The organism is Pantoea sp. BRR-3P (genome assembly GCF_039621635.1).
In the GTDB taxonomy this organism is placed as follows: Bacteria; Pseudomonadota; Gammaproteobacteria; order Enterobacterales; family Enterobacteriaceae; genus Pantoea; species Pantoea floridensis.
Genome location: NZ_CP155066.1, coordinates 221,992 through 241,508 on the forward strand (window position 1 = coordinate 221,992; position 19,517 = coordinate 241,508).

At 54.2% G+C, this 19,517-nt stretch carries 15 protein-coding genes; 11 read left to right on the forward strand and 4 right to left on the reverse strand.

Translation table 11 applies throughout. The annotated features are described in order from the left end of the window. Positions 1 to 8: 8 nt before the first annotated feature. The 3 genes from aroQ to msrP form a co-directional block, all read right to left on the reverse strand. Positions 9 to 461 carry a type II 3-dehydroquinate dehydratase gene (gene aroQ / locus AAGR08_RS01130; protein WP_097095856.1) on the reverse strand — a complete coding sequence of 151 codons (453 nt, stop codon included), beginning with the start codon at positions 459 to 461 and terminating at the stop codon, positions 9 to 11. A gap of 232 nt (positions 462 to 693) precedes the next feature. Then, positions 694 to 1,296: a protein-methionine-sulfoxide reductase heme-binding subunit MsrQ gene (gene msrQ / locus AAGR08_RS01135; RefSeq protein WP_345828107.1), complete on the reverse strand. Its 603-nt coding sequence runs from the start codon at positions 1,294 to 1,296 to the stop codon at positions 694 to 696. After that, positions 1,297 to 2,301, reverse strand: a complete 1,005-nt coding sequence (gene msrP / locus AAGR08_RS01140) for a protein-methionine-sulfoxide reductase catalytic subunit MsrP (RefSeq protein ID WP_097095858.1) — start codon at positions 2,299 to 2,301, stop codon at positions 1,297 to 1,299. 324 nt (positions 2,302 to 2,625) lie between these two features. Here msrP and csrD point away from each other — a divergent pair, with 324 nt between their 5' ends. The 8 genes from csrD (at position 2,626) to tldD (ending at position 15,079) form a co-directional block, all read left to right on the forward strand. Next, on the forward strand, positions 2,626 to 4,572 hold the full coding sequence (csrD, locus tag AAGR08_RS01145) for an RNase E specificity factor CsrD (protein WP_097095859.1): 1,947 nt from the start codon (positions 2,626 to 2,628) through the stop codon (positions 4,570 to 4,572). Positions 4,573 to 4,882: 310 nt separating this feature from the next. Beyond that, positions 4,883 to 5,926, forward strand: a complete 1,044-nt coding sequence (gene mreB, locus AAGR08_RS01150) for a rod shape-determining protein MreB (protein WP_007891976.1) — start codon at positions 4,883 to 4,885, stop codon at positions 5,924 to 5,926. 197 nt (positions 5,927 to 6,123) lie between these two features. Continuing rightward, a complete protein-coding gene (mreC, locus tag AAGR08_RS01155; protein WP_097095860.1) occupies positions 6,124 to 7,158 on the forward strand; it encodes a rod shape-determining protein MreC in 1,035 nt (344 codons plus the stop codon). Continuing rightward, on the forward strand, positions 7,155 to 7,643 hold the full coding sequence (gene mreD / locus AAGR08_RS01160) for a rod shape-determining protein MreD (RefSeq protein WP_097095861.1): 489 nt from the start codon (positions 7,155 to 7,157) through the stop codon (positions 7,641 to 7,643). Before mreC ends, mreD begins: the two co-directional genes overlap by 4 nt. An 8-nt stretch (positions 7,644 to 7,651) precedes the next feature. Then, entirely contained in the window at positions 7,652 to 8,245 is a 594-nt protein-coding gene (locus AAGR08_RS01165; protein ID WP_097095862.1) for a Maf family protein, read from the forward strand. After that, entirely contained in the window at positions 8,235 to 9,704 is a 1,470-nt protein-coding gene (rng, locus tag AAGR08_RS01170; RefSeq protein WP_097095863.1) for a ribonuclease G, read from the forward strand. Before AAGR08_RS01165 ends, rng begins: the two co-directional genes overlap by 11 nt. A gap of 46 nt (positions 9,705 to 9,750) precedes the next feature. Beyond that, on the forward strand, positions 9,751 to 13,569 hold the full coding sequence (yhdP, locus tag AAGR08_RS01175; RefSeq protein ID WP_345828118.1) for an AsmA2 domain-containing protein YhdP: 3,819 nt from the start codon (positions 9,751 to 9,753) through the stop codon (positions 13,567 to 13,569). 64 nt (positions 13,570 to 13,633) lie between these two features. Next, on the forward strand, positions 13,634 to 15,079 hold the full coding sequence (gene tldD, locus AAGR08_RS01180; protein ID WP_097095865.1) for a metalloprotease TldD: 1,446 nt from the start codon (positions 13,634 to 13,636) through the stop codon (positions 15,077 to 15,079). Positions 15,080 to 15,163: 84 nt separating this feature from the next. On the opposite strand, the gene aaeR is transcribed toward tldD, so the two are convergent. Then, the gene (gene aaeR, locus AAGR08_RS01185; protein ID WP_345828119.1) at positions 15,164 to 16,081 is read right to left on the reverse strand and encodes an HTH-type transcriptional activator AaeR; all 918 of its coding nucleotides are present in this window, start codon (positions 16,079 to 16,081) and stop codon (positions 15,164 to 15,166) included. 258 nt (positions 16,082 to 16,339) lie between these two features. Between aaeR and aaeX the strand changes: the two genes are divergently transcribed. Genes aaeX through aaeB form a run of 3 tightly spaced genes read left to right on the forward strand, consistent with a single transcriptional unit; the run spans position 16,340 to position 19,446 of the window. Beyond that, positions 16,340 to 16,543 (forward strand): p-hydroxybenzoic acid efflux pump operon protein AaeX, encoded by a 204-nt coding sequence (gene aaeX / locus AAGR08_RS01190; RefSeq protein ID WP_007891984.1) that lies wholly within the window; start codon positions 16,340 to 16,342, stop codon positions 16,541 to 16,543. Positions 16,544 to 16,552: 9 nt separating this feature from the next. Then, positions 16,553 to 17,482 carry a p-hydroxybenzoic acid efflux pump subunit AaeA gene (gene aaeA, locus AAGR08_RS01195; RefSeq protein ID WP_097095867.1) on the forward strand — a complete coding sequence of 310 codons (930 nt, stop codon included), beginning with the start codon at positions 16,553 to 16,555 and terminating at the stop codon, positions 17,480 to 17,482. Positions 17,483 to 17,493: 11 nt separating this feature from the next. Next, entirely contained in the window at positions 17,494 to 19,446 is a 1,953-nt protein-coding gene (gene aaeB, locus AAGR08_RS01200) for a p-hydroxybenzoic acid efflux pump subunit AaeB (protein WP_345828121.1), read from the forward strand. The last annotated feature ends 71 nt before the right edge of the window (positions 19,447 to 19,517 follow it).

A 19,517-nucleotide genomic window follows, 5' to 3' on the forward strand; every position in this document is an offset into this window, starting at 1 on the left:
TACTCTGTTTAATTGGAATGTGACAGGCGTTTTACTGCCGTTTGTAAAGCCCAAGAGTATCCATCAGCGCCAAGTCCACAGATGACGCCGGCAGATACATCGGAAAGATAGGAGTGATGTCGGAACGGCTCGCGTGCATGCACGTTAGAGAGATGCACCTCAATAAAAGGAATACTAACCGCCAACAGGGCATCACGCAGTGCAACACTGGTATGCGTGAACGCAGCAGGGTTGATGATGATGTAATCCACATTACCGCGTGCTTCGTGGATACGATCAATCAACTGAAACTCTGCGTTCGATTGCAAATGACTCAATTTCACATGGTGCTGATCGGCCTGCTGCGTCAGATCGTCGACGATTTGCGTCAGCGTAGTATGACCATACTTATCAGGCTCACGCGTTCCCAGTAAGTTAAGATTGGGACCGTTCAAAAGCAGTATGTGAAATTTGTGCGCCATCTTGCTGCTATCTCCTGCAATCAGTAAGGCATCGCGTAAAATACCGCGACATCTTTCGTTTGTCACCCTTGCGGATGAAAAAGAAGACTTCGCCTGCAATAAAGCCGGGCATTATATCCGTTTCGTCGACATTCGCAGCAAAATACTGGTCTTATCTGCGAAGTTGATCGGATGTGGCCCGAAGGCCACACGTTTTAACAGATATCGCGGGAGGAACACAACCTTGCGGGGACTATCTATGGAGAAGTTTACGCAACTTATTGTAACGCCACGCTAACAGCCCAATGGCCAGTACGGCGTAAATCACGGGCTGTGGCGACAGCACTTTCACGGACCACAAATAGTGAATGGGGGCGAGGATCGCGACAAGATAGATGCCATTGTGCAGCGTTTGCCAGCGACGGCCGAGCTTGCGTTGCATGCGTTGAAATGAAGTGACTGCGAGGGCAAATAACATCACCCAGCTGATCATGCCCAGTAACAGATAAGGGCGTGAAACGATCTCGCTACCGAGTAGACGCAGATGATCGTAGCCCAGTTCCAGCAAGTAATAGCTGGTTAGATGCAAGCTCGCCCAGGCAAAACACCACACCCCGAGTAAGCGCCGGGTACGGATCAATAACGGCTGTTTAAGATAGCGTGTGAGCGGGCTGACCAGCAGCGTGGCTAACAGTAATTTCAGCGCCATTCTGCCGGTAAAATGTTGGATGTCTTTCGCCGGATCGGCGCTTAGCCATCCCTGGCTCGCGGCCATAAAAAGGTAAACAAACGGCAGAAAAGCGGCCAGATGCAGCACGACTTTTAACGCTGTGATGTGGCGTAAAGTGAGGCGCACTTAATAGTTCTCCCGTAGGTCCAGGCCGCGATACAACGAAGCCACCTCTTTCGCATAGCCGTTAAACAGCAGCGTCGGTTGGCGATCGACCTTCAAAATCCCGCCCGCACCGATGAAGCGTTCAGTGGCCTGCGACCAGCGCGGATGATTAACATGCGGGTTCACGTTGGCATAGAAACCGTACTCATTGGCAGCGATCTGGCTCCATGTGGTAGGTGGACGATCGTGCGTCAGCGTGATTTTCACGATCGATTTAATGCCTTTGAAACCATATTTCCACGGCACCGTCAGACGAATCGGTGCGCCATTCTGCGGCGGCAGCGCCTTGCCATACACGCCGGTGCTGAGCAGCGTCAACGGATGCATCGCTTCATCCAGACGTAAACCTTCAACGTAGGGATAATCCAGCCCACCGCCGATAAAGCGATCTTTCTGCCCCGGCATTTGGTCTGGCGCATACAGCGTTTCAAACGCGACGTAGCGCGCGTTACTGTTCGGCTCAACCAGCTTCAATAATTTGTTCAATTCGAAGCCAACCCACGGAATCACCATCGACCAGGCTTCAACACAGCGCATACGATAAATGCGCTGTTCCATGGCGAAGCGCTTGAAGATGTCATCCATATCCAGCGTCATCGGTTTGGCGACTTCGCCTTCAATGCGTAGCTGCCATGGATCGGTTTTCAGCGTACCGGCGTTGGCCGCAGGATCGGCTTTATCCAGACCAAATTCGTAGAAGTTGTTATAACCTGAGACCTTATCAAACGGCGTCAGCGGCAAATCCGCCTGCCATTCAGCCGGTTTAGTAAACTGCAAATCTTTGCCTGCTGGCGCCGGCGGGCGATCGTTACCTTTAAACCAGCCCAGCACATCGGCGTGTGCTGTACCTGGCAAACTGGCTGCCGCGGCACCTAATCCTAGTGCTTTCAGCACCTGACGGCGGCGCATATTAAAGACGCTTTCTGGCGTGACGTCGGCTTCTGTGAGCAAGTGCTTCAGGTTCATGACGCTCTCCTGCGAATAATGAATTGTGGTTAGCATGCTTAACTTCAGCGTTGGGCGCTAACTTACTGGTCAAAATGTGAAATTTCCTGGTTCTGCCACGCCTTTGAGAATAAGACGAAAAGGCCCACGTCAAAGTCAGGTCATCGAGGATTGACGCTATACTCGCGCCGAAGCGCTTATCGAGCTCAGTTCAGCGCTATTTTGATGCGAGTCTGGCGCTGAATCACACAGTGATCTGTGTTATTTTGCTCAGGTTTGCGCCAATGGTAAGAGTGGCGTCGACGGATTAACACCGTTCATAACCGCAGTAATGCAGGCACAGGGATGCGATTAACAACTAAATTTTCTGCGTTTATTACATTATTAAGCTTACTGGCAATGCTTCTGATGCTGGTGGGCTGCGCTTTTAGTTTTATTTGGCTATCGCAGCAACGCGTGGAAACGCGCATGCATACGCTAGCGGTTGAAGTTGATAAAGCGCTGGCGACACAATCGCCGCAAGAATTAACGCAGTGGCTGACGCGCATGATGCCCGTGGTGAATGCCGAACAGATGCAATTGATCAATGGCGAGACACTCGTGTTCAGTTTAGCCCGCCATGAAAATCCGATGCTGGAAGATGAGCCTAATCGCTTTGTTCAGTTCGATTTGCCGCTAAAGCATTCGCCCGGGCTCGAACTTCGTATCGTAGTGCTTGATCCCGCAAAAACCTGGTTCCGTTCTTTTACGGGTGCTTACACGCTGATTGTGCTACTCACCGTGGTGGGCATCATGTCTGCGCTGCTGGTGATGACCCATCGTTGGCTAAATCGTCGCTGGCATAATATGGAGCAGTTAGAAGCGCGGGCCGAACGTATTCTGGCCGGTGAGCGCACAACGCGCAGCGACGCTATTGATGAGTGGCCGCCAAAAGCCAGCCGCGCTATGGATGCATTACTGGGTGATTTAAAAGAAGCAGGCGAACAGCGGTTACGTATTGATACCTTAATTCGTACTTTCGCGGCGCAAGATTCGCGCACGGGTCTGAACAATCGTTTGTTCTTTGATAACCAGCTCGCGACCTTGCTTGAAGATCAGGAAGATGTCGGTACTCATGGGGTTGTCATGATGGTACGCCTGCCGGATCTCGATACGCTGCACGAAACGCTCGGCCCCACGCTGGTGGAAGAGTACCTGTTTGATCTCATCAATATGCTCTCTACGTTTGTGCTCAGGTATCCGGGGGCATTGTTGGCTAGATATTTTCGTAGCGATTTCGCCGTATTGCTGCCGCATCGTACCCTGAAAGAAGCCAACAGCATCGCCGATCAGCTGATCAATGCCGTCGACTCGCTGCCACCGATGCGCATGGTTGACCGCGACGATTTAATTCACATTGGCATCAGCGCGTGGCGCAGCGGACAAAGCGTGGCGCAGGTGATGGAAAATGTAGAAATGGCAACGCGACGCGCGGCATTGCAAGGTGGCAATAGCTGGTCGGTCGGTGAAGGGAATACGCTGGATATGGGACGCGGCAGCGTGCGCTGGCGCACCTTGCTGGAGAATACGCTGAATCGCGGCGGCCCGAGGTTATATCAGAAACCAGCACTGCTATTGGATGGGAAAGTCCATCATAGAGAGTTGCTGGCGCGGGTGTATGACGGCGATAAAGAAGTGGTTTCGGCCGAATTCATGCCGCTGGTGCTGCAGCTAGGCATGACCGATAGCTGGGATCGCCAACTTGTTACGCGTATTGCTGCCCTCTCTGAGATGTGGCCCGATGAAACGCTGGCCTTGCCGGTCAATCTCGATTCACTTTTGCAGCGGCCTTTCCAGCGCTGGCTGCAAAAACTGCTGTTGCAGTGCAGCAAATCGCAAAGAAAACGTTTTTTATTTGAACTTGCAGAGGCCGACGTTTGTCAACACCTCAACCGTTTAGTACCGGTTTTCCATATGTTAACCGCATTTGGCTGTCGTATTGCGGTGGATCAGGCGGGTTTGACGGTGGTGAGCAGCGCTTACATCAAGCAGTTCCCAATTGAGGTGATCAAGCTCGCGCCGGGTTTAGTGCGAAATATCGAACGGCGCACTGAGAACCAGCTGTTCGTGCAGAGTCTGCTGGAAGTGTGTAAGTCGTCGCCGACGCAGGTTTTCGCGGCGGGCGTACGTACCAGCGCGGAGTGGCAAATGCTGTCAGGCTTGGGCGTTTCAGGCGGGCAGGGCGATTTCTTTGCCCCTTCACTGCCGGTCAACAGTAATGTGAAAAAACACTCACAACGTTATCGGATTTAAACCTTCAGCCTGCGACGTGCAGGCTGAAGGCTGTTTATCTCGCTTATTTGTGCCGGAACGCGCGATCCTGGCGGCTGGAAATGTTAGATTTTATGTCGAAATTACCCCGCAATTCCTGAGGTAATTTGGGTTAATGTGGCGTGTTAACGCCATTTAACGGCGGCGAAAGACGAGACTATCAGGCCAAAAAATTAATCAGCGTATTTTTTCACCGAAGCAGAACGTTTTTGCGCCTTGTAGCGGCTTCGCGTGGTTGGTAAAGTAGGCGGATTTTATTTTCCGCCCCCAGCTTGCAGGATTATCCCTTAGTATGTTTAAAAAATTTCGTGGCATGTTTTCCAATGACTTGTCCATTGACCTGGGTACCGCGAATACCCTGATTTACGTGAAAGGACAAGGCATCGTGTTAAACGAGCCTTCAGTGGTTGCTATTCGTCAGGATCGTGCCGGCTCCCCAAAGAGCGTAGCGGCTGTCGGTCATGACGCTAAGCAGATGCTTGGCCGTACGCCGGGCAATATCGCTGCTATCCGTCCTATGAAAGATGGCGTTATCGCCGACTTCTTCGTCACTGAAAAAATGCTGCAGCACTTCATTAAGCAAGTGCATAGCAACAGCTTTATGCGTCCAAGCCCACGGGTGTTGGTCTGCGTACCCGTTGGCGCGACCCAGGTAGAGCGTCGTGCCATCCGCGAATCTGCACAGGGTGCAGGCGCGCGCGAAGTCTTCCTGATTGAAGAACCAATGGCTGCGGCGATTGGTGCGGGTCTGCCCGTTTCTGAAGCCACCGGTTCAATGGTTGTCGATATCGGTGGTGGTACCACTGAAGTGGCGGTGATCTCACTGAACGGCGTGGTTTACTCCTCTTCTGTACGCATTGGTGGTGACCGCTTCGATGAAGCTATCATTAATTATGTGCGTCGCAACTACGGTTCACTGATTGGTGAAGCCACTGCGGAACGCATTAAACATGGTATTGGTTCGGCCTATCCTGGTGATGAAGTGCACGAGATTGAAGTGCGCGGTCGTAACCTCGCCGAAGGTGTGCCGCGCGGCTTTACGCTGAACTCGAATGAGATTCTGGAAGCCCTGCAGGAGCCGCTGACCGGTATCGTGAGCGCGGTGATGGTTGCACTGGAACAGTGCCCGCCAGAGCTGGCTTCAGACATCTCCGAGCGCGGAATGGTGCTGACGGGCGGCGGTGCGCTGCTGCGCAACCTTGATCGTCTGCTGATGGAAGAGACCGGTATTCCGGTGGTCGTTGCAGAAGATCCGCTGACTTGCGTAGCGCGCGGCGGCGGTAAAGCGTTAGAAATGATCGACATGCATGGCGGCGATTTGTTCAGCGAGGAGTAATTCCTCAACGGCTGAGACCCTGATCAAATTGCGCAGGGAATAGCGCCTATACCCAAAATTATTCGAACGCGACTAAAGTTTGAAGGATGAGGGATATACGCTGACGCTGCGCACGACGGCGTGATGCGTCCAGCCCTGGAGGCGTTGGTGATTTAAACTAACGCTTCTTCCCTGATGTCGAGGAATACGCAGAATTTATGAAGCCGATTTTTAGCAGGGGGCCTTCCCTGCAGTTGCGCCTCTTTCTGGCAGTCATTGTGGCTATCGCGATTATTATCGCCGATAGCCGCGTGAGCTCCTTTTCCCAGATTCGCAACTACCTGGACACGTCGGTCAGTCCATTTTATTTTTTGGCCAACGGGCCACGACAACTTCTTGACGGCGTCTCTGATACGTTGGCTTCACGCCAGCAATTAGAGCTGGAAAATAAAGCGCTGCGCCGTGAGCTCTTCCTGAAAAACAGTGACCTGCTGATGCTGGGGCAATACAAGCAGGAAAACGCACGTCTGCGCGAACTGCTCGGCTCGCCGTTGCGTCAGGATGAGCACAAGATGGTGACCCAGGTCATTTCAACCGGTACCGATCCTTACACCGATCAGGTGGTCATCGACAAAGGCAGCGTAAACGGCGTTTACGAAGGCCAACCGGTGATCAGTGATAAAGGCGTGGTGGGGCAAGTCGTTGCCGTCGGTCAGGTAACCAGTCGCGTATTGCTGATTTGCGATGCTTCCCATGCGTTGCCGATTCAAGTGCTGCGTAATGATATTCGTGTCATCGCGGCCGGTAACGGTTGTAGTGAAGATCTGCAACTTGAGCATCTGCCGGGCAATACCGATATTCGTGTGGGCGATGTGCTGGTGACCTCTGGCCTTGGCGGACGTTTCCCGGAAGGTTATCCGGTTGGCGTGGTCTCCTCGGTTAAAGTGGATACACAACGTGCTTACACGGTGATTCAGGCGCGTCCGGCCGCCGGTCTGCAACGTCTGCGCTATTTGCTGCTGCTGTGGGGTGCGGATCGTAACGGCTTAACACCGATGGCGCCGGATGAAGTCCACCGCGTCGCCAACGAGCGTTTAATGCAGATGATGCCGCAGGTTCTCCCGCCTGCTGGTGAAATGGGACCGCCCGCACCGGATATGATGCAGCCCGCTCAGCAAATGGGGCCGCCGCAACCCGCTAATAGCAGTCGTTCGCAAGGGAATTCTGCGAACACACGCGGAGGCCAGCCTTGAGTCGATATCGCAGCCAGGGCCGATGGGTTATCTGGCTGTCCTTCCTAATTGCCCTCATCCTGCAAATCATGCCGTGGCCGGAACAAATCTATATGTTCCGGCCTTCATGGCTCTTACTGATCTTAATTTACTGGGTGCTGGCGCTGCCGCATCGGGTTAATGTCGGTACCGGTTTTTTTCTTGGTGCAATCATGGATCTGGTGGCGGGCTCAACGCTGGGCGTACGTGCGCTGGCGTTCAGCATCATCGCGTATTTGGTGGCCTTTAAATTTCAGTTATTCCGAAACTTAGCGTTGTGGCAGCAGGCATTAATGGTTATGGTGCTGTCCCTAGCGGTGGATGTGATTGTTTTCTGGGCAGAATTCCTGGTGATCAACGTCTCTTTCCGCCCGGAAATCTTCTGGAGTAGCGTGGTCGACGGCATCCTGTGGCCTTGGCTATTCTTATTAATGAGAAAGATTCGCCGCCAGTTCGCTGTTCAGTAAGGAATACTATGATTACCCTGTACCTCGCATCCGGTTCACCGCGTCGACGTGAGCTGTTAACGCAGCTTGGTCTGCAATTTGAACGCCTGATAACCCATGTCGAAGAGCAGCGCCAGCCAGAAGAAGCGGCTGAGGCTTACGTGCGTCGTCTGGCATCCGATAAGGCGCGCGCGGGCGTTGCGGTGGCGCCGCAGGATCTGCCGGTTCTCGGGGCCGATACCATTGTGGTGCTAAATGGCGAAGTACTGGAAAAACCGCAGGACGCCGCGCATGCCGCCGCAATGCTGAGCAAGCTGTCGGGACAAACCCATCAGGTGATGACGGCTGTGGCACTGGCCGATACCCAGCGTGAATTGGACTGCCTGGTGACCACCGACGTGACCTTTCGCAAGATGTCAGCGGAAGAAATTTCGCACTATATTGCCAGCGGCGAGCCGATGGATAAAGCCGGCGCGTACGGAATACAGGGCCTTGGCGGCAACTTTGTCCGCAAGATTAATGGAAGTTATCATGCCGTAGTGGGATTGCCACTGGTTGAAACCAGCGAGCTGCTGAGCCATTTTCAGTCACTGCGGGCGTTAAGGGGACAAGATGACGGCTGAACTGCTGGTAAATGTGACACCTTCGGAAACCCGTGTTGCCTACATTGATGGCGGCATTCTGCAGGAAATCCACATTGAGCGCGAAGCACGACGCGGCATCGTGGGAAACATCTATAAAGGACGCGTCAGTCGCGTCTTGCCGGGTATGCAGGCGGCGTTTGTCGATATCGGCATGGAAAAAGCCGCCTTTCTACACGCCTCCGATATCATGCCGCACACCGAATGCGTGGCGGGTGATGAGAAGAAAAATTTTGTGGTGCGCGACATCGGCGAACTGGTGCGGCCCGGCCAGGACTTGATGGTGCAGGTGGTTAAAGATCCGCTTGGCACCAAGGGTGCGCGTCTTACTACCGACATTACTTTGCCTTCGCGCTATCTGGTGTTTATGCCCGGCGCTTCACACGTTGGCGTATCGCAGCGTATCGAAACGGAAGCCGAGCGCGAGCGCCTGAAAGCGGTGGTCGCGGCTTATTGCGACGACCTGGGCGGCTTTATTATTCGTACTGCCGCGGAGGGCATTGGGTCCGAAGAGCTGGCGCAGGATGCCGCCTTCCTGAAGCGTTTATGGACCAAAGTCAGCGAGCGTAAAAAGCGCAATCAGACGCGCTGTCTGCTGTACGGTGAACTGGCGTTAGCGCAGCGCGTACTGCGTGATTTCGCTGGCGCGGCGCTGGATCGCATTCGCGTCGACTCGCGTTTGACCTGCGATTTGCTGGTGGAATTCACCAGCGAATACATTCCGGAAATGGCCAGCAAGCTCGAGCTCTACAGCGGCAAGCAGCCGATTTTTGATCTGTTTGACGTTGAGAATGAAATCCAGCGCTCGCTTGAGCGCAAGGTGGAGTTAAAATCCGGCGGCTATCTGATCATCGATCAAACCGAAGCGATGACCACGGTGGATATCAACACGGGTGCCTTTGTCGGACACCGCAATCTTGACGAAACCATCTTCAACACCAACATTGAAGCGACGCAAGCTATTGCGCGTCAACTGCGGCTGCGTAATCTCGGCGGCATTATCATTATCGATTTCATCGACATGAGTAATGACGAACATCGGCGTCGCGTGTTGCATTCGTTAGAGAGTGCGCTGAGCAAAGATCGGGTAAAAACCGGCATTAATGGCTTCTCTGCGCTCGGTTTAGTGGAGATGACGCGCAAACGCACGCGTGAAAGTATTGAACATGTGCTGTGCGCGGATTGCCCGGTGTGTAAAGGACGCGGCACGCTAAAAACGGTGGAAACCGTGTGTTATGAGATCATGCGTGAAATTGTGCGTGTGCATCACGCTTACGATTCTGACCGTTTCCTGGTGTACGTTTCACCGGCGGTGGGCGACGCGCTGAAGGGCGAAGAGTCACACGCGCTGGCGGAAGTGGAAATCTTCGTCGGCAAGCAGGTCAAAGTCCATGTTGAACCGCTCTATACCCAAGAGCAGTTTGATGTCGTTATGATGTAATCGTGAGGTTTCGCTCCGTAAGCCAACGGACAGCAAGGAGAGGTGTGTGAGGCGGTTGCCGAGGATTTTGTTACTGCTGCTCGCCGCAATCATCGTTATTGTGGCGCTGCTGGTCAGCGGGCTGCGCCTCGTGATGCCGCACCTCAACAGTTATCGCAGCGATATTCTGCAGACGATCTCCCGCGTCAGCGGCGTTACGGTGGATGCTAGCGAACTGCAGGGAAAATGGGAGAATTTCGGACCCACGCTACAGGTGCGCGATCTCAACATTTCGATGCAGGAAGATGGCCAACTTACCATCGGCCGCGTCAACCTGGCGCTCAACGTCTGGCAATCGCTGTTGCACTGGCGCTGGCAGTTCCGCGATCTCACCTTTTGGCAACTGCATCTTGCAACCAACCAGCCGTTGCTCACCAGTGATAAACAAAAAAACAGCTTCAAGCCTGGGCAAATTAACGATCTGTTCCTGCGCCAGTTTGACCACTTCGATCTGCGTGATAGCAGCATCCGTTTCCTAACGCCGTCCGGCCAACATGCCGAGCTGGCGATTCCCCGCCTGACCTGGCTTAACGAAGATATGCGCCATCGTGCCGAAGGCGAAGTGAGCCTCTCTAGCTTTACCGGTCAGCATGGCGTGGTGCAGGTACGGCTCGATCTCAATGATAACAACGGCTTGCTTAGCGATGGTCGCATTTGGATGCAAGCCGATGATGTTGATGTGCGCCCGTGGATTGGGCCGTGGTTGCGCGATAATACCAGCCTCGAAAGCGCGCGCTTCAGTCTCGCCGCGTGGGTAAATTTGCGTGATGGTGAGGTTTATGCCGGCGATCTGCTGCTGAATAAAGGCGGCGCACGCTGGCGCGGCGAGCAGGGCGATCATCAGCTGCAGGTTGATGGCTTAACGGCACATCTATCGCGCTTCCAGAACGGCTGGAGTCTTTCGGTGCCGCAAACGCGTTTGAGCACTGACAGCATCGCGTGGGCGCCAGGGCATTTCTCTCTGCTTTGGAAGCCGGAAGATAAGCAGATGCTCGGCGCTAACAGTTCGCCGGAAGTCCGCGTGCGTGCAACCCAACTCGATCTTGAACGTCTGGCGCCTATCGCGCCGCTGTTTGCTCCGCTTTCTCCGACCTTGCTGGAAAACTGGCGTTCGCTGCAGCCGCGCGGGCACATTGATGCGCTAGCACTGGATATTCCTTTACAGCAGCCAGAGCAAACGCGCTTACAGGTAAAATGGCACGACCTTGCCTGGCAACAGTGGGAGCTCCTACCGGGAATCAGTAACCTCAGCGGTAGCGCCAGCGGCAGCCTTAATAATGGCCAGCTGGACGTGGCGATGGGCCAGGCCGACGTGCCATACGGTGATATGTTCCAGGCGCCGCTGCAGATTAAGCAGATTACCGGCAAACTCAACTGGCAGCGCGATGCTAACGGCTTAACGCTGGACGGTCAGCAGCTTGATGTGCAGGCGCGTTCGCTATGGGCGCGCGGCGACTTCCGCTATCAGCAAAATCTCGGCAAAGCGCCCCGGCTTGATATTCTCGCTGGGATTCGCGTCACTGATGCTGGCGATGCCTGGCGCTATTTCCCGCAACAGTTAATGGGACACGACCTTACCCACTATCTCAGTACCGCGATTAAAGGCGGGCAGGTGGATAACGCCACGCTGCTGTTTGCGGGTGATCCATCGCTCTTCCCGTTCAAGCACAATGACGGCATGTTTGAAGTTTGGGTGCCGCTGCGCAACGCCACCTTCGCGTTCCAGCCCGGCTGGCCAGCATTAGAAAACCTCGATATCAATCTCGATTTCCTCAACAACGGGTTATGGATGAAGGCGGAGAAAACCCGGCTCGGCGACGTGGATGCACGTAACGTCAGTGCGGTGATTCCGGATTACCTGAAAGAGAAGCTGATTATTGATGGCGATATCAGTGGGGAAGGTCAACAGATCGCGGGCTATTTCGAGCAAACGCCGCTGAAATCGACATTGGGCGCGGCGCTGCAGCAACTGCAGATTGGTGGCAAGGTGCGTGGCTCATTGAACCTTGATATTCCTCTGGATGGTGAAGAGGTGCACGCCAGCGGTAACGTGGTGATGAACAATAACAGTCTGCATATCAAGCCATTAAATACCACGCTGAACAACCTTACCGGGCGATTCCGTTATAACAACGGCAATCTTGAAAGCGAAGAGATGCAGGCAACCTGGTTCGGGCAACCAACGGGCGTGAGTTTTAGTACCCAGGAAAATCCGGACGACTTTGGCGTTAACGTTAAGCTGTTGGGCGACTGGCAGCCAGGCAAATTGAAAATGCTGCCGGCAGGCATTGCGCGACAGCTGAGCGGCTCATTGCCGTGGCAGGGCAATGTCGATATCACGCTGCCGCATAAAGGTGGCGCGAGTTACAAGGTGGAACTGAAAGGTGATGGCAAAACAGTAAGCAGTCACTTACCTGCTCCATTGGATAAACCCGCCGGTGAAGCGATGCCGATTACCATTAACGCCAACGGTGACCTGAAAGGCTTTACCCTCAGCGGTAGCGTGCACGATAAGCATCGTTTCAACAGTCGCTGGCTGCTGGAACCACAGCTGCGTGTCGATCGGGGTATTTGGCTTAACGATGCGAAAAGCACGCCAAAGCTGCCTGAAAATCGTGGCATGGAGCTGAACCTTCCCGCGCTGGACGGTGAAGCCTGGATGGGATTACTGGCAGGTGCGGGCGGTTCACGTAACGCGCAGGGCGAACCTGAAGTGGGCGGCGCGCTGTTGCCGGGTGATTTCATTCTCCGCACGCCGTCGCTGATGCTGGGTGGCCAGCAGTGGCACGACGTTAACGCGACGATTACCCAGGGCCCAAGCGGTAATACGCGCTTACAGCTGGAAAGCCGTGAAGCGCGCGGCAGCTTGCAGACAGCGCAGCATGCCCCCTGGCAGATCGACCTCAGCTATCTTTACTACAATCCAGAATGGGCCGATAAAAACGACGATAAATCCTCGCCGTTTAGCGGTGGCAGCAGCAACATCAATTTCAGCAGCTGGCCCGCATTGCAGCTCAATTGTGATGAGTGCTGGCTGCGTGGGCAGAAGTTTGGCCACATGCAGGCGAAGCTGCAGCCACAGGGAGATACGTTAGCACTTACTAACGGGTCAATTGATTCCGGCAGCTCGAAGCTCAATGTGGCGGGCGAATGGGTGAATAAACCTGCCGATCAACGCACCTCCTTGAAAGGTAGCCTGAGCGGTAAGAATATTAATGATGCTGCCAACTGGTTTGGTATGAACACGCCGCTGCGCGATGCGCCGTTCAAGGTGGATTACGATCTGCATTGGCGTTCTGCGCCGTGGCAGCCATCAGAAGAGACGCTAAGCGGTACGCTGAAAAGCCACTTTGGCAAAGGGCAGATTGCGGATGTGAATACCGGCCGCGCCGGGCAGCTGTTACGTCTGTTCAGTTTTGATGCCTTACTGCGTAAGCTGCGTTTCGATTTCAGCGACACCTTCAATGATGGCTTCTATTTCGATTCAATCAACGGTACCGCGTGGATTGAAAACGGTGTGATGCGTACCGATAACCTGCTGGTGGATGGGCTCGAGGCGGATATCGCCATGAAGGGCAATATTGATCTGGTGAAGCGTCAGATTGATATGGAGGCGGTGATCGCACCCGAAATCTCCGCTTCAGTCGGCGTGGCAACCGCCTTCGTGGTCAATCCGGTGATTGGTGCTGCGGTGTTTGCCGCCAGTAAAGTGTTGGGGCCGCTGTGGAACAAGATTTCACTGCTGCGTTATCACATTAGCGGACCGCTGGATAAGCCGGAAATCAATGAAGTGCTGCGCAAACCGCGCGAAGACGATAAGAAGTGAATTTGACGCCGTCGGGTAATTGCCGCAGGCTATGACTATCCGAGCACATAATGAGTGAGAAACGATGACTCTGAATCTGGTAAGTGAGCAGTTGCTAACTGCGAACAGCATTAATCAGCAGGACCTTTATTCCCTGTTAGGGCAGCTTTCAGAACGTCGTCTGGATTATGCCGATCTCTATTTCCAGTCCAGTTTCCACGAATCCTGGGTGCTGGAAGACAAAATTATTAAAGATGGTTCCTACCATATCGATCAAGGCGTAGGCGTGCGCGCCGTGAGCGGAGAGAAAACCGGTTTCGCTTATGCAGACCAGATTTCCCTGAATGCGCTGCGCCAGTCTTCCGAGGCCGCGCGCAGTATCGTGCGCGAGCAAGGTAACGGTAAAGCCCATACCTTGTCGGCGGTAATGAATCGTTCGCTTTATGCGCCGGTCAATCCGCTGGATAGTCTGACGCGTGAGGACAAAATTGCGTTGTTGCACCGCGTCGATAAAGTGGCGCGCGCTACCGATCCACGCGTGCAGGAAGTGAATGCCAGCCTGAGCGGGGTTTACGAGCAGGTGCTGGTCGCGGCAACCGACGGTACGTTGGCGGCAGATATTCGTCCACTGGTGCGACTTTCCATCAGCGTGCAAGTGGAAGACCAGGGCAAACGCGAGCGCGGCTCAAGCGGTGGCGGTGCGCGTACCGGTTATGAATTCTTCCTCGCCGATGAGAGCGGCGATGTGCGTGCCGATGCATGGGCGCGTGAAGCGGTACGTATGGCGCTGGTGAATCTGTCTGCCGTTGCGGCGCCAGCCGGTATGTTGCCGGTGGTACTGGGTGCCGGTTGGCCGGGTGTGCTGCTGCATGAAGCCGTGGGTCACGGTCTGGAAGGTGACTTCAACCGCCGTGCTACCTCGGTGTTTAGCGGCAAAATGGGCCAGCTGGTGGCGTCAGAGCTATGTACTGTGGTTGACGATGGCACCCTAGAAGGTTTGCGCGGTTCGCTGGCCGTCGATGATGAAGGCGTGCCGGGTCAGTACAATATGCTGATTGAAAACGGTGTGCTGAAAGGCTATATGCAGGACAAGCTGAATGCGCGGCTGATGGGGGTGAATCCAACCGGCAACGGTCGTCGCGAATCCTATGCGCATCTGCCGATGCCGCGGATGACCAATACCTACATGCTGGCCGGTAAATCGACGCCGCAAGAGATCATCGAAAGCGTGGAATATGGCATTTATGCACCTAACTTCGGTGGCGGACAGGTGGATATCACGTCCGGTAAATTCGTGTTCTCGACGTCAGAAGCCTATTTGATCGAGAACGGCAAAGTGACCAAACCGGTGAAAGGCGCAACGCTGATTGGCTCCGGTATTGAAGCGATGCAGCAGATCTCAATGGTCGGCAACGATTTGGCGCTGGATAAAGGCGTCGGCGTGTGCGGTAAAGAAGGTCAGAGCGTGCCAGTGGGCGTGGGTCAGCCAACGCTGAAGCTGGATAAAATCACTGTGGGTGGTACGGCTTAATCTTCTGAAAGAGATGTGGTGCGCATAAATGCGCACCCTACGCCGCGGGGTCGCCATTAATGGCGACCTGGTAGGCATCCATCATTACCCCTTGCGATGCTGCTGATACTGCTGCGCCACCTGCCTGAAATATTCGGTCAGATAATCAATACACACCTGCACTTTGAGCGGCAGCTTATCCTTCTCGGTATAGAGGGCATACACCGGGCGCGGCTCAGAGTGATATTGCGGGAACAGAATATCGATTTCGCCGGCGCTAATCTCATCAATCACCCACATTAGCGGTACATAAGCGATACCACACCCGGCTTTCAGCCAGCGAATTAGCGTTTGCGAATCATTGGTCACGAAACGGCCCTGTGGCGTGAGGCGAGTCACCACCCCTTCCGGTGCGACCAGCTCGAAGGTGTTATCTGGCCGCACGCTGTATTCAAGCCATGAAAAGTTATCAATCTCGCCAGGTTTCTCTGGCGTACCGTGCTGCGCCAAATAACTTTTGGCCGCGCACACCACCATCGGCATCGCACCCAGGCGGCGTGAAAACAGATTTGAATCCTGTAAGGCACCCACGCGTACCACCAGATCTAAACCGTTGGCGATCAAATCCGGTGCCGGAATGCCGGTGACCAGATTGACGCTCAAGCCGGGATATTCGCGTAACATTTCGCTGGTCATGGCCGATAAAACATTTTGCGCCATGGTTGATGAGCAACCGATACGCAGAATGCCAATCGGCGTGTTATTAAAGGCGTAAAGCTGCTCGTGCACCTGTGATGCCTCGGCCAGCATGCGGCGGCAGCCTTGATAGTAGATTTTCCCGGCTTCGGTCAGGCCAATACTGCGCGTGCTGCGATTGAGCAATTTGACCTGCAGCTCATCTTCCAGTTTGGCAACAATCTGGCTAATCGACGAAACGCTAAGCTGAAGCTGACGTGCTGCGGCGGTAAATGAGCCCAATTCAACCACTTTGGCGAAAATGGACATGCTTTTAAGTCGATCCATTGTTTACTCTGGCTAAAAAGTGATTTAGCTCACAATATGTAGAAAACGTATAGTCAAGCGCGTTACTATACGCGCGCTGGGTCTCTTCACTGCACCTGAACACGGCTGTGTTAACCCGATGATACGCTATGATTAGCTCAACGCGGCCTGAATGTTGCCATCAGTTTATCCGTCTTCCCCTGATCGTAAAGCCAACGTGCTCAACCGCATGTGGGTCGGTATCGGTGCAATCCGGCAAGGTCGAACTAAGGATCCGAAATGAGTGTGCTTCCGGTATTTGTCGTATTCGGGCTGTCTTTTCCGCCCATCTTCGTTGAACTCTTGGTTTCGCTGGCGCTGTTCTGGCTAGTGAAACGCGTGCTAACACCGAGCGGGATCTACGATCTGGTTTGGCATCCAGCACTGTTTAACACAGCGTTGTATTGCTGTGTGTTTTACCTTGTATCCCGTTTATTCGTCTGAGGTTTTTAAGTGAAAGCGCTAATAAGAAAAATCGCGCGATACGCGATTACGCTCCTGCTGGTTATCATCGCTATCGTGATCATCTTCCGCGCATGGGTGTTCTACACCGAATCACCGTGGACGCGTGATGCTAAATTCTCCGCCGATGTAGTGGCGATCTCGCCTGACGTCACCGGCATCATTACTGACGTGCCGGTGCATGACAACCAACTGGTGAAAAAAGGCGACACCCTGTTTGTGGTGGATCGTCCACGCTACCAAAAAGCGCTGGATGAAGCCCAGGCCGATGTTGAATATTACCAGGCGCTGGTGAGTGAAAAACGTCGCGAAGCCAGCCGCCGTAATCAGTTGGGTACCAGCGCCATGTCGCGTGAAGCGATCGAGCAATCCAACAACGATCTGCAAACCAGCGAACATCAGCTGGCCAAAGCGGTGGCAACACGCGATTTGGCGGTGATCGACCTCGATCGCACCACCATCAAAGCGCCATCTGATGGCTGGGTCACCAACCTCAATGTCTACCAGGGTGAGTTCATCACGCGCGGTTCCGTCGCTGTTGCGCTGGTACAGCAGCACTCCTTCTATGTGCTGGCGTACATGGAAGAGACCAAGCTGGATGGCGTGCGTCCGGGCTTCCGCGCGCAAATTACGCCGCTGGGCAGCAATGTCGTGTTGCGCGGCACTGTCGACAGTATTGCTGCGGGCGTCACCAACAGCAGCAGCACCAGCGACAGCAAAGGCATGGCGACCATCGACTCGAATCTGGAGTGGGTGCGCCTGGCGCAGCGTGTGCCGGTGCGCATTCGTCTTGACGATCAGCCGGGTAATCGCTTCCCAGCGGGGACCACCGCGACGGTGGTGATCACTGGCGCCCAGGATCGCGAAACCAAAGTCTCCCCGATGGCGCAGTTGTTCAATCGCCTGCGTGAGTTTGGTTAAGCGAGGGCGTTATGATTGAGTTTTTGCGTTTCCCGGTGAAGCTGACCTTCGCGCTGGTCGCAGCGTTGATGATTGGCTTTCACTTCAATCTGGAAACGCCGCGTTGGGCGGTAATGACCGCCGGCATTGTGGCCGGCGGTACCGCTTTTGCTGCGGGGGGCGATCCCTACTCTGGCGCACTGCGCTATCGCGGCATTCTGCGCATCATCGGTACCTTCATTGGCTGTATCGCTGCGCTTACAATCATGATTGCCACGGTGCGTGCGCCGGTGGTCATGTTGCTGATCTGCTGCATGTGGGCGGGCATGTGCGTCTGGCTCTCTTCGCTGATCAAAGTTGAAAACTCTTACGCGCTCGGTCTTGCCGGTTACACCGCGCTGATCATTGTGGTTACCGCCGATGCCAGCGGTGGCTTAACATTGGCGCCGCAATATGCGGTTGAGCGCTGCAGTGAAATCGTCATCGGTATTTTGTGTGCCATTCTCGCCGACATGCTGTTCTCACCGCGATCGATCAAAAAAGTGATTGAGCAGGAAGTGGATGTGCTGCTAGTGGCGCACTACAAGCTATTGCAAATGTGCGTAGCGCATGAGGATAAAGAGGAAGTCGATAAAGCCTGGAGCGCGTTAGTGCGTCGCACCACGGCACTCAGCGGCATGCGAAGTCAGCTGATGATGGAATCTTCACGCTGGAAAAATGCCAGTCGCCGCCTGCAAATGCTCAACACCTTATCGCTGACGATGATCACTCAGGCCGCCGAAACCTTCCTGATTCAGAACTCGCGCCCGGAATACATTCCACCGCACTACCGTTTATTGATCGAAAAAGAGGTCAATAGCGTCGACGATGTGCATAAGCGCATGAAGGTAATGCGGCGTTTAATTGGCGTCAGCAGTAAAGCTGTCCCGGTGACGCTGGCGAGTTGGGTTGGCGCGGCGACGGAATATTTTTTACTGATCAATGGGGTAAAAAGTAACAGCCGTATCACCACCTTAGAAGAGAATATTTTGCAGCGTGAAGTGGTGATTCAGGCGCGTTCAGCTGAAACCCATCATGCAATGATCAACGGCGTGCGCACTTTTGTGGCGACCGCGCTGGGTTCACTGTTCTGGTTGTATACCGGCTGGACCTCGGGAAGTGGTTGTATGGTCATGCTGGCGGTGATTACCGCGCTAGCGATGCGCATGCCCAATCCGCTGCTGATGGCCAAAGACTTCCTCTACGGAATGACGGTAGCCGTGCCGCTTGGCGCGCTCTACTTCGTTTTTATTCTGCCCGCCACGCAGCAAAGTGCACTGCTGTTGTGTATTGCCATCGGCGCGCTGGGCTTTATCGGCGGCATCTTCGTGCAGCGTCGCCAGCTTGGTACGCTGGGTGCCCTGATTGGTACCCTGAATGTGCTGGTGCTGGATAACCCGATGAAGTTCGAGTTCAACGTGTTCCTCGATAACGTGCTGGGCCAGGTGATTGGCTGCTTTGTGGCGATGATGGTGATTTTACTGATTCGCGATAAATCCAAAGCGCGTACCGGACGTAAATTGCTGAACCGCTTTATGTATGCTGCCGTCGCGGCGCTGACGACTAATCAGGCGCGTCGCCGTGAAAATCATCTGCCGGCGCTGTATCAGCAACTGTTCTTGCTGCTCAATCTTTTCCCTGGCGATATCGATAAGTATCGCATTGCGCTGACGCTGATTATTGGGCATCAACGCCTGCGCAATGCGGAAGTGCCGGTGAATGCTGATCTGTCGGCCTATCATCGTCAGTTACGCCATACGGCGGATAGCATAATTTCAGCCACCAGCGATGATAAGCGCCGCTATTACTTCCAGCGTTTGCTGCAGGAGCTAGACGTTTATCAAGAGAAGCTGCAGCACTATTCTGCTCCCATCAACGTTACCGAACCGGTGAAGCGGTTGGCGCTGATGTTGGATAAGTATCAGAACACCTTAATACAAATCTGAAACTGGCCGCTGCAGCGCGCAGCGGCCTTGTTGATCCCACGCTGACACAAAAACCTCTCTTATTGGCATCT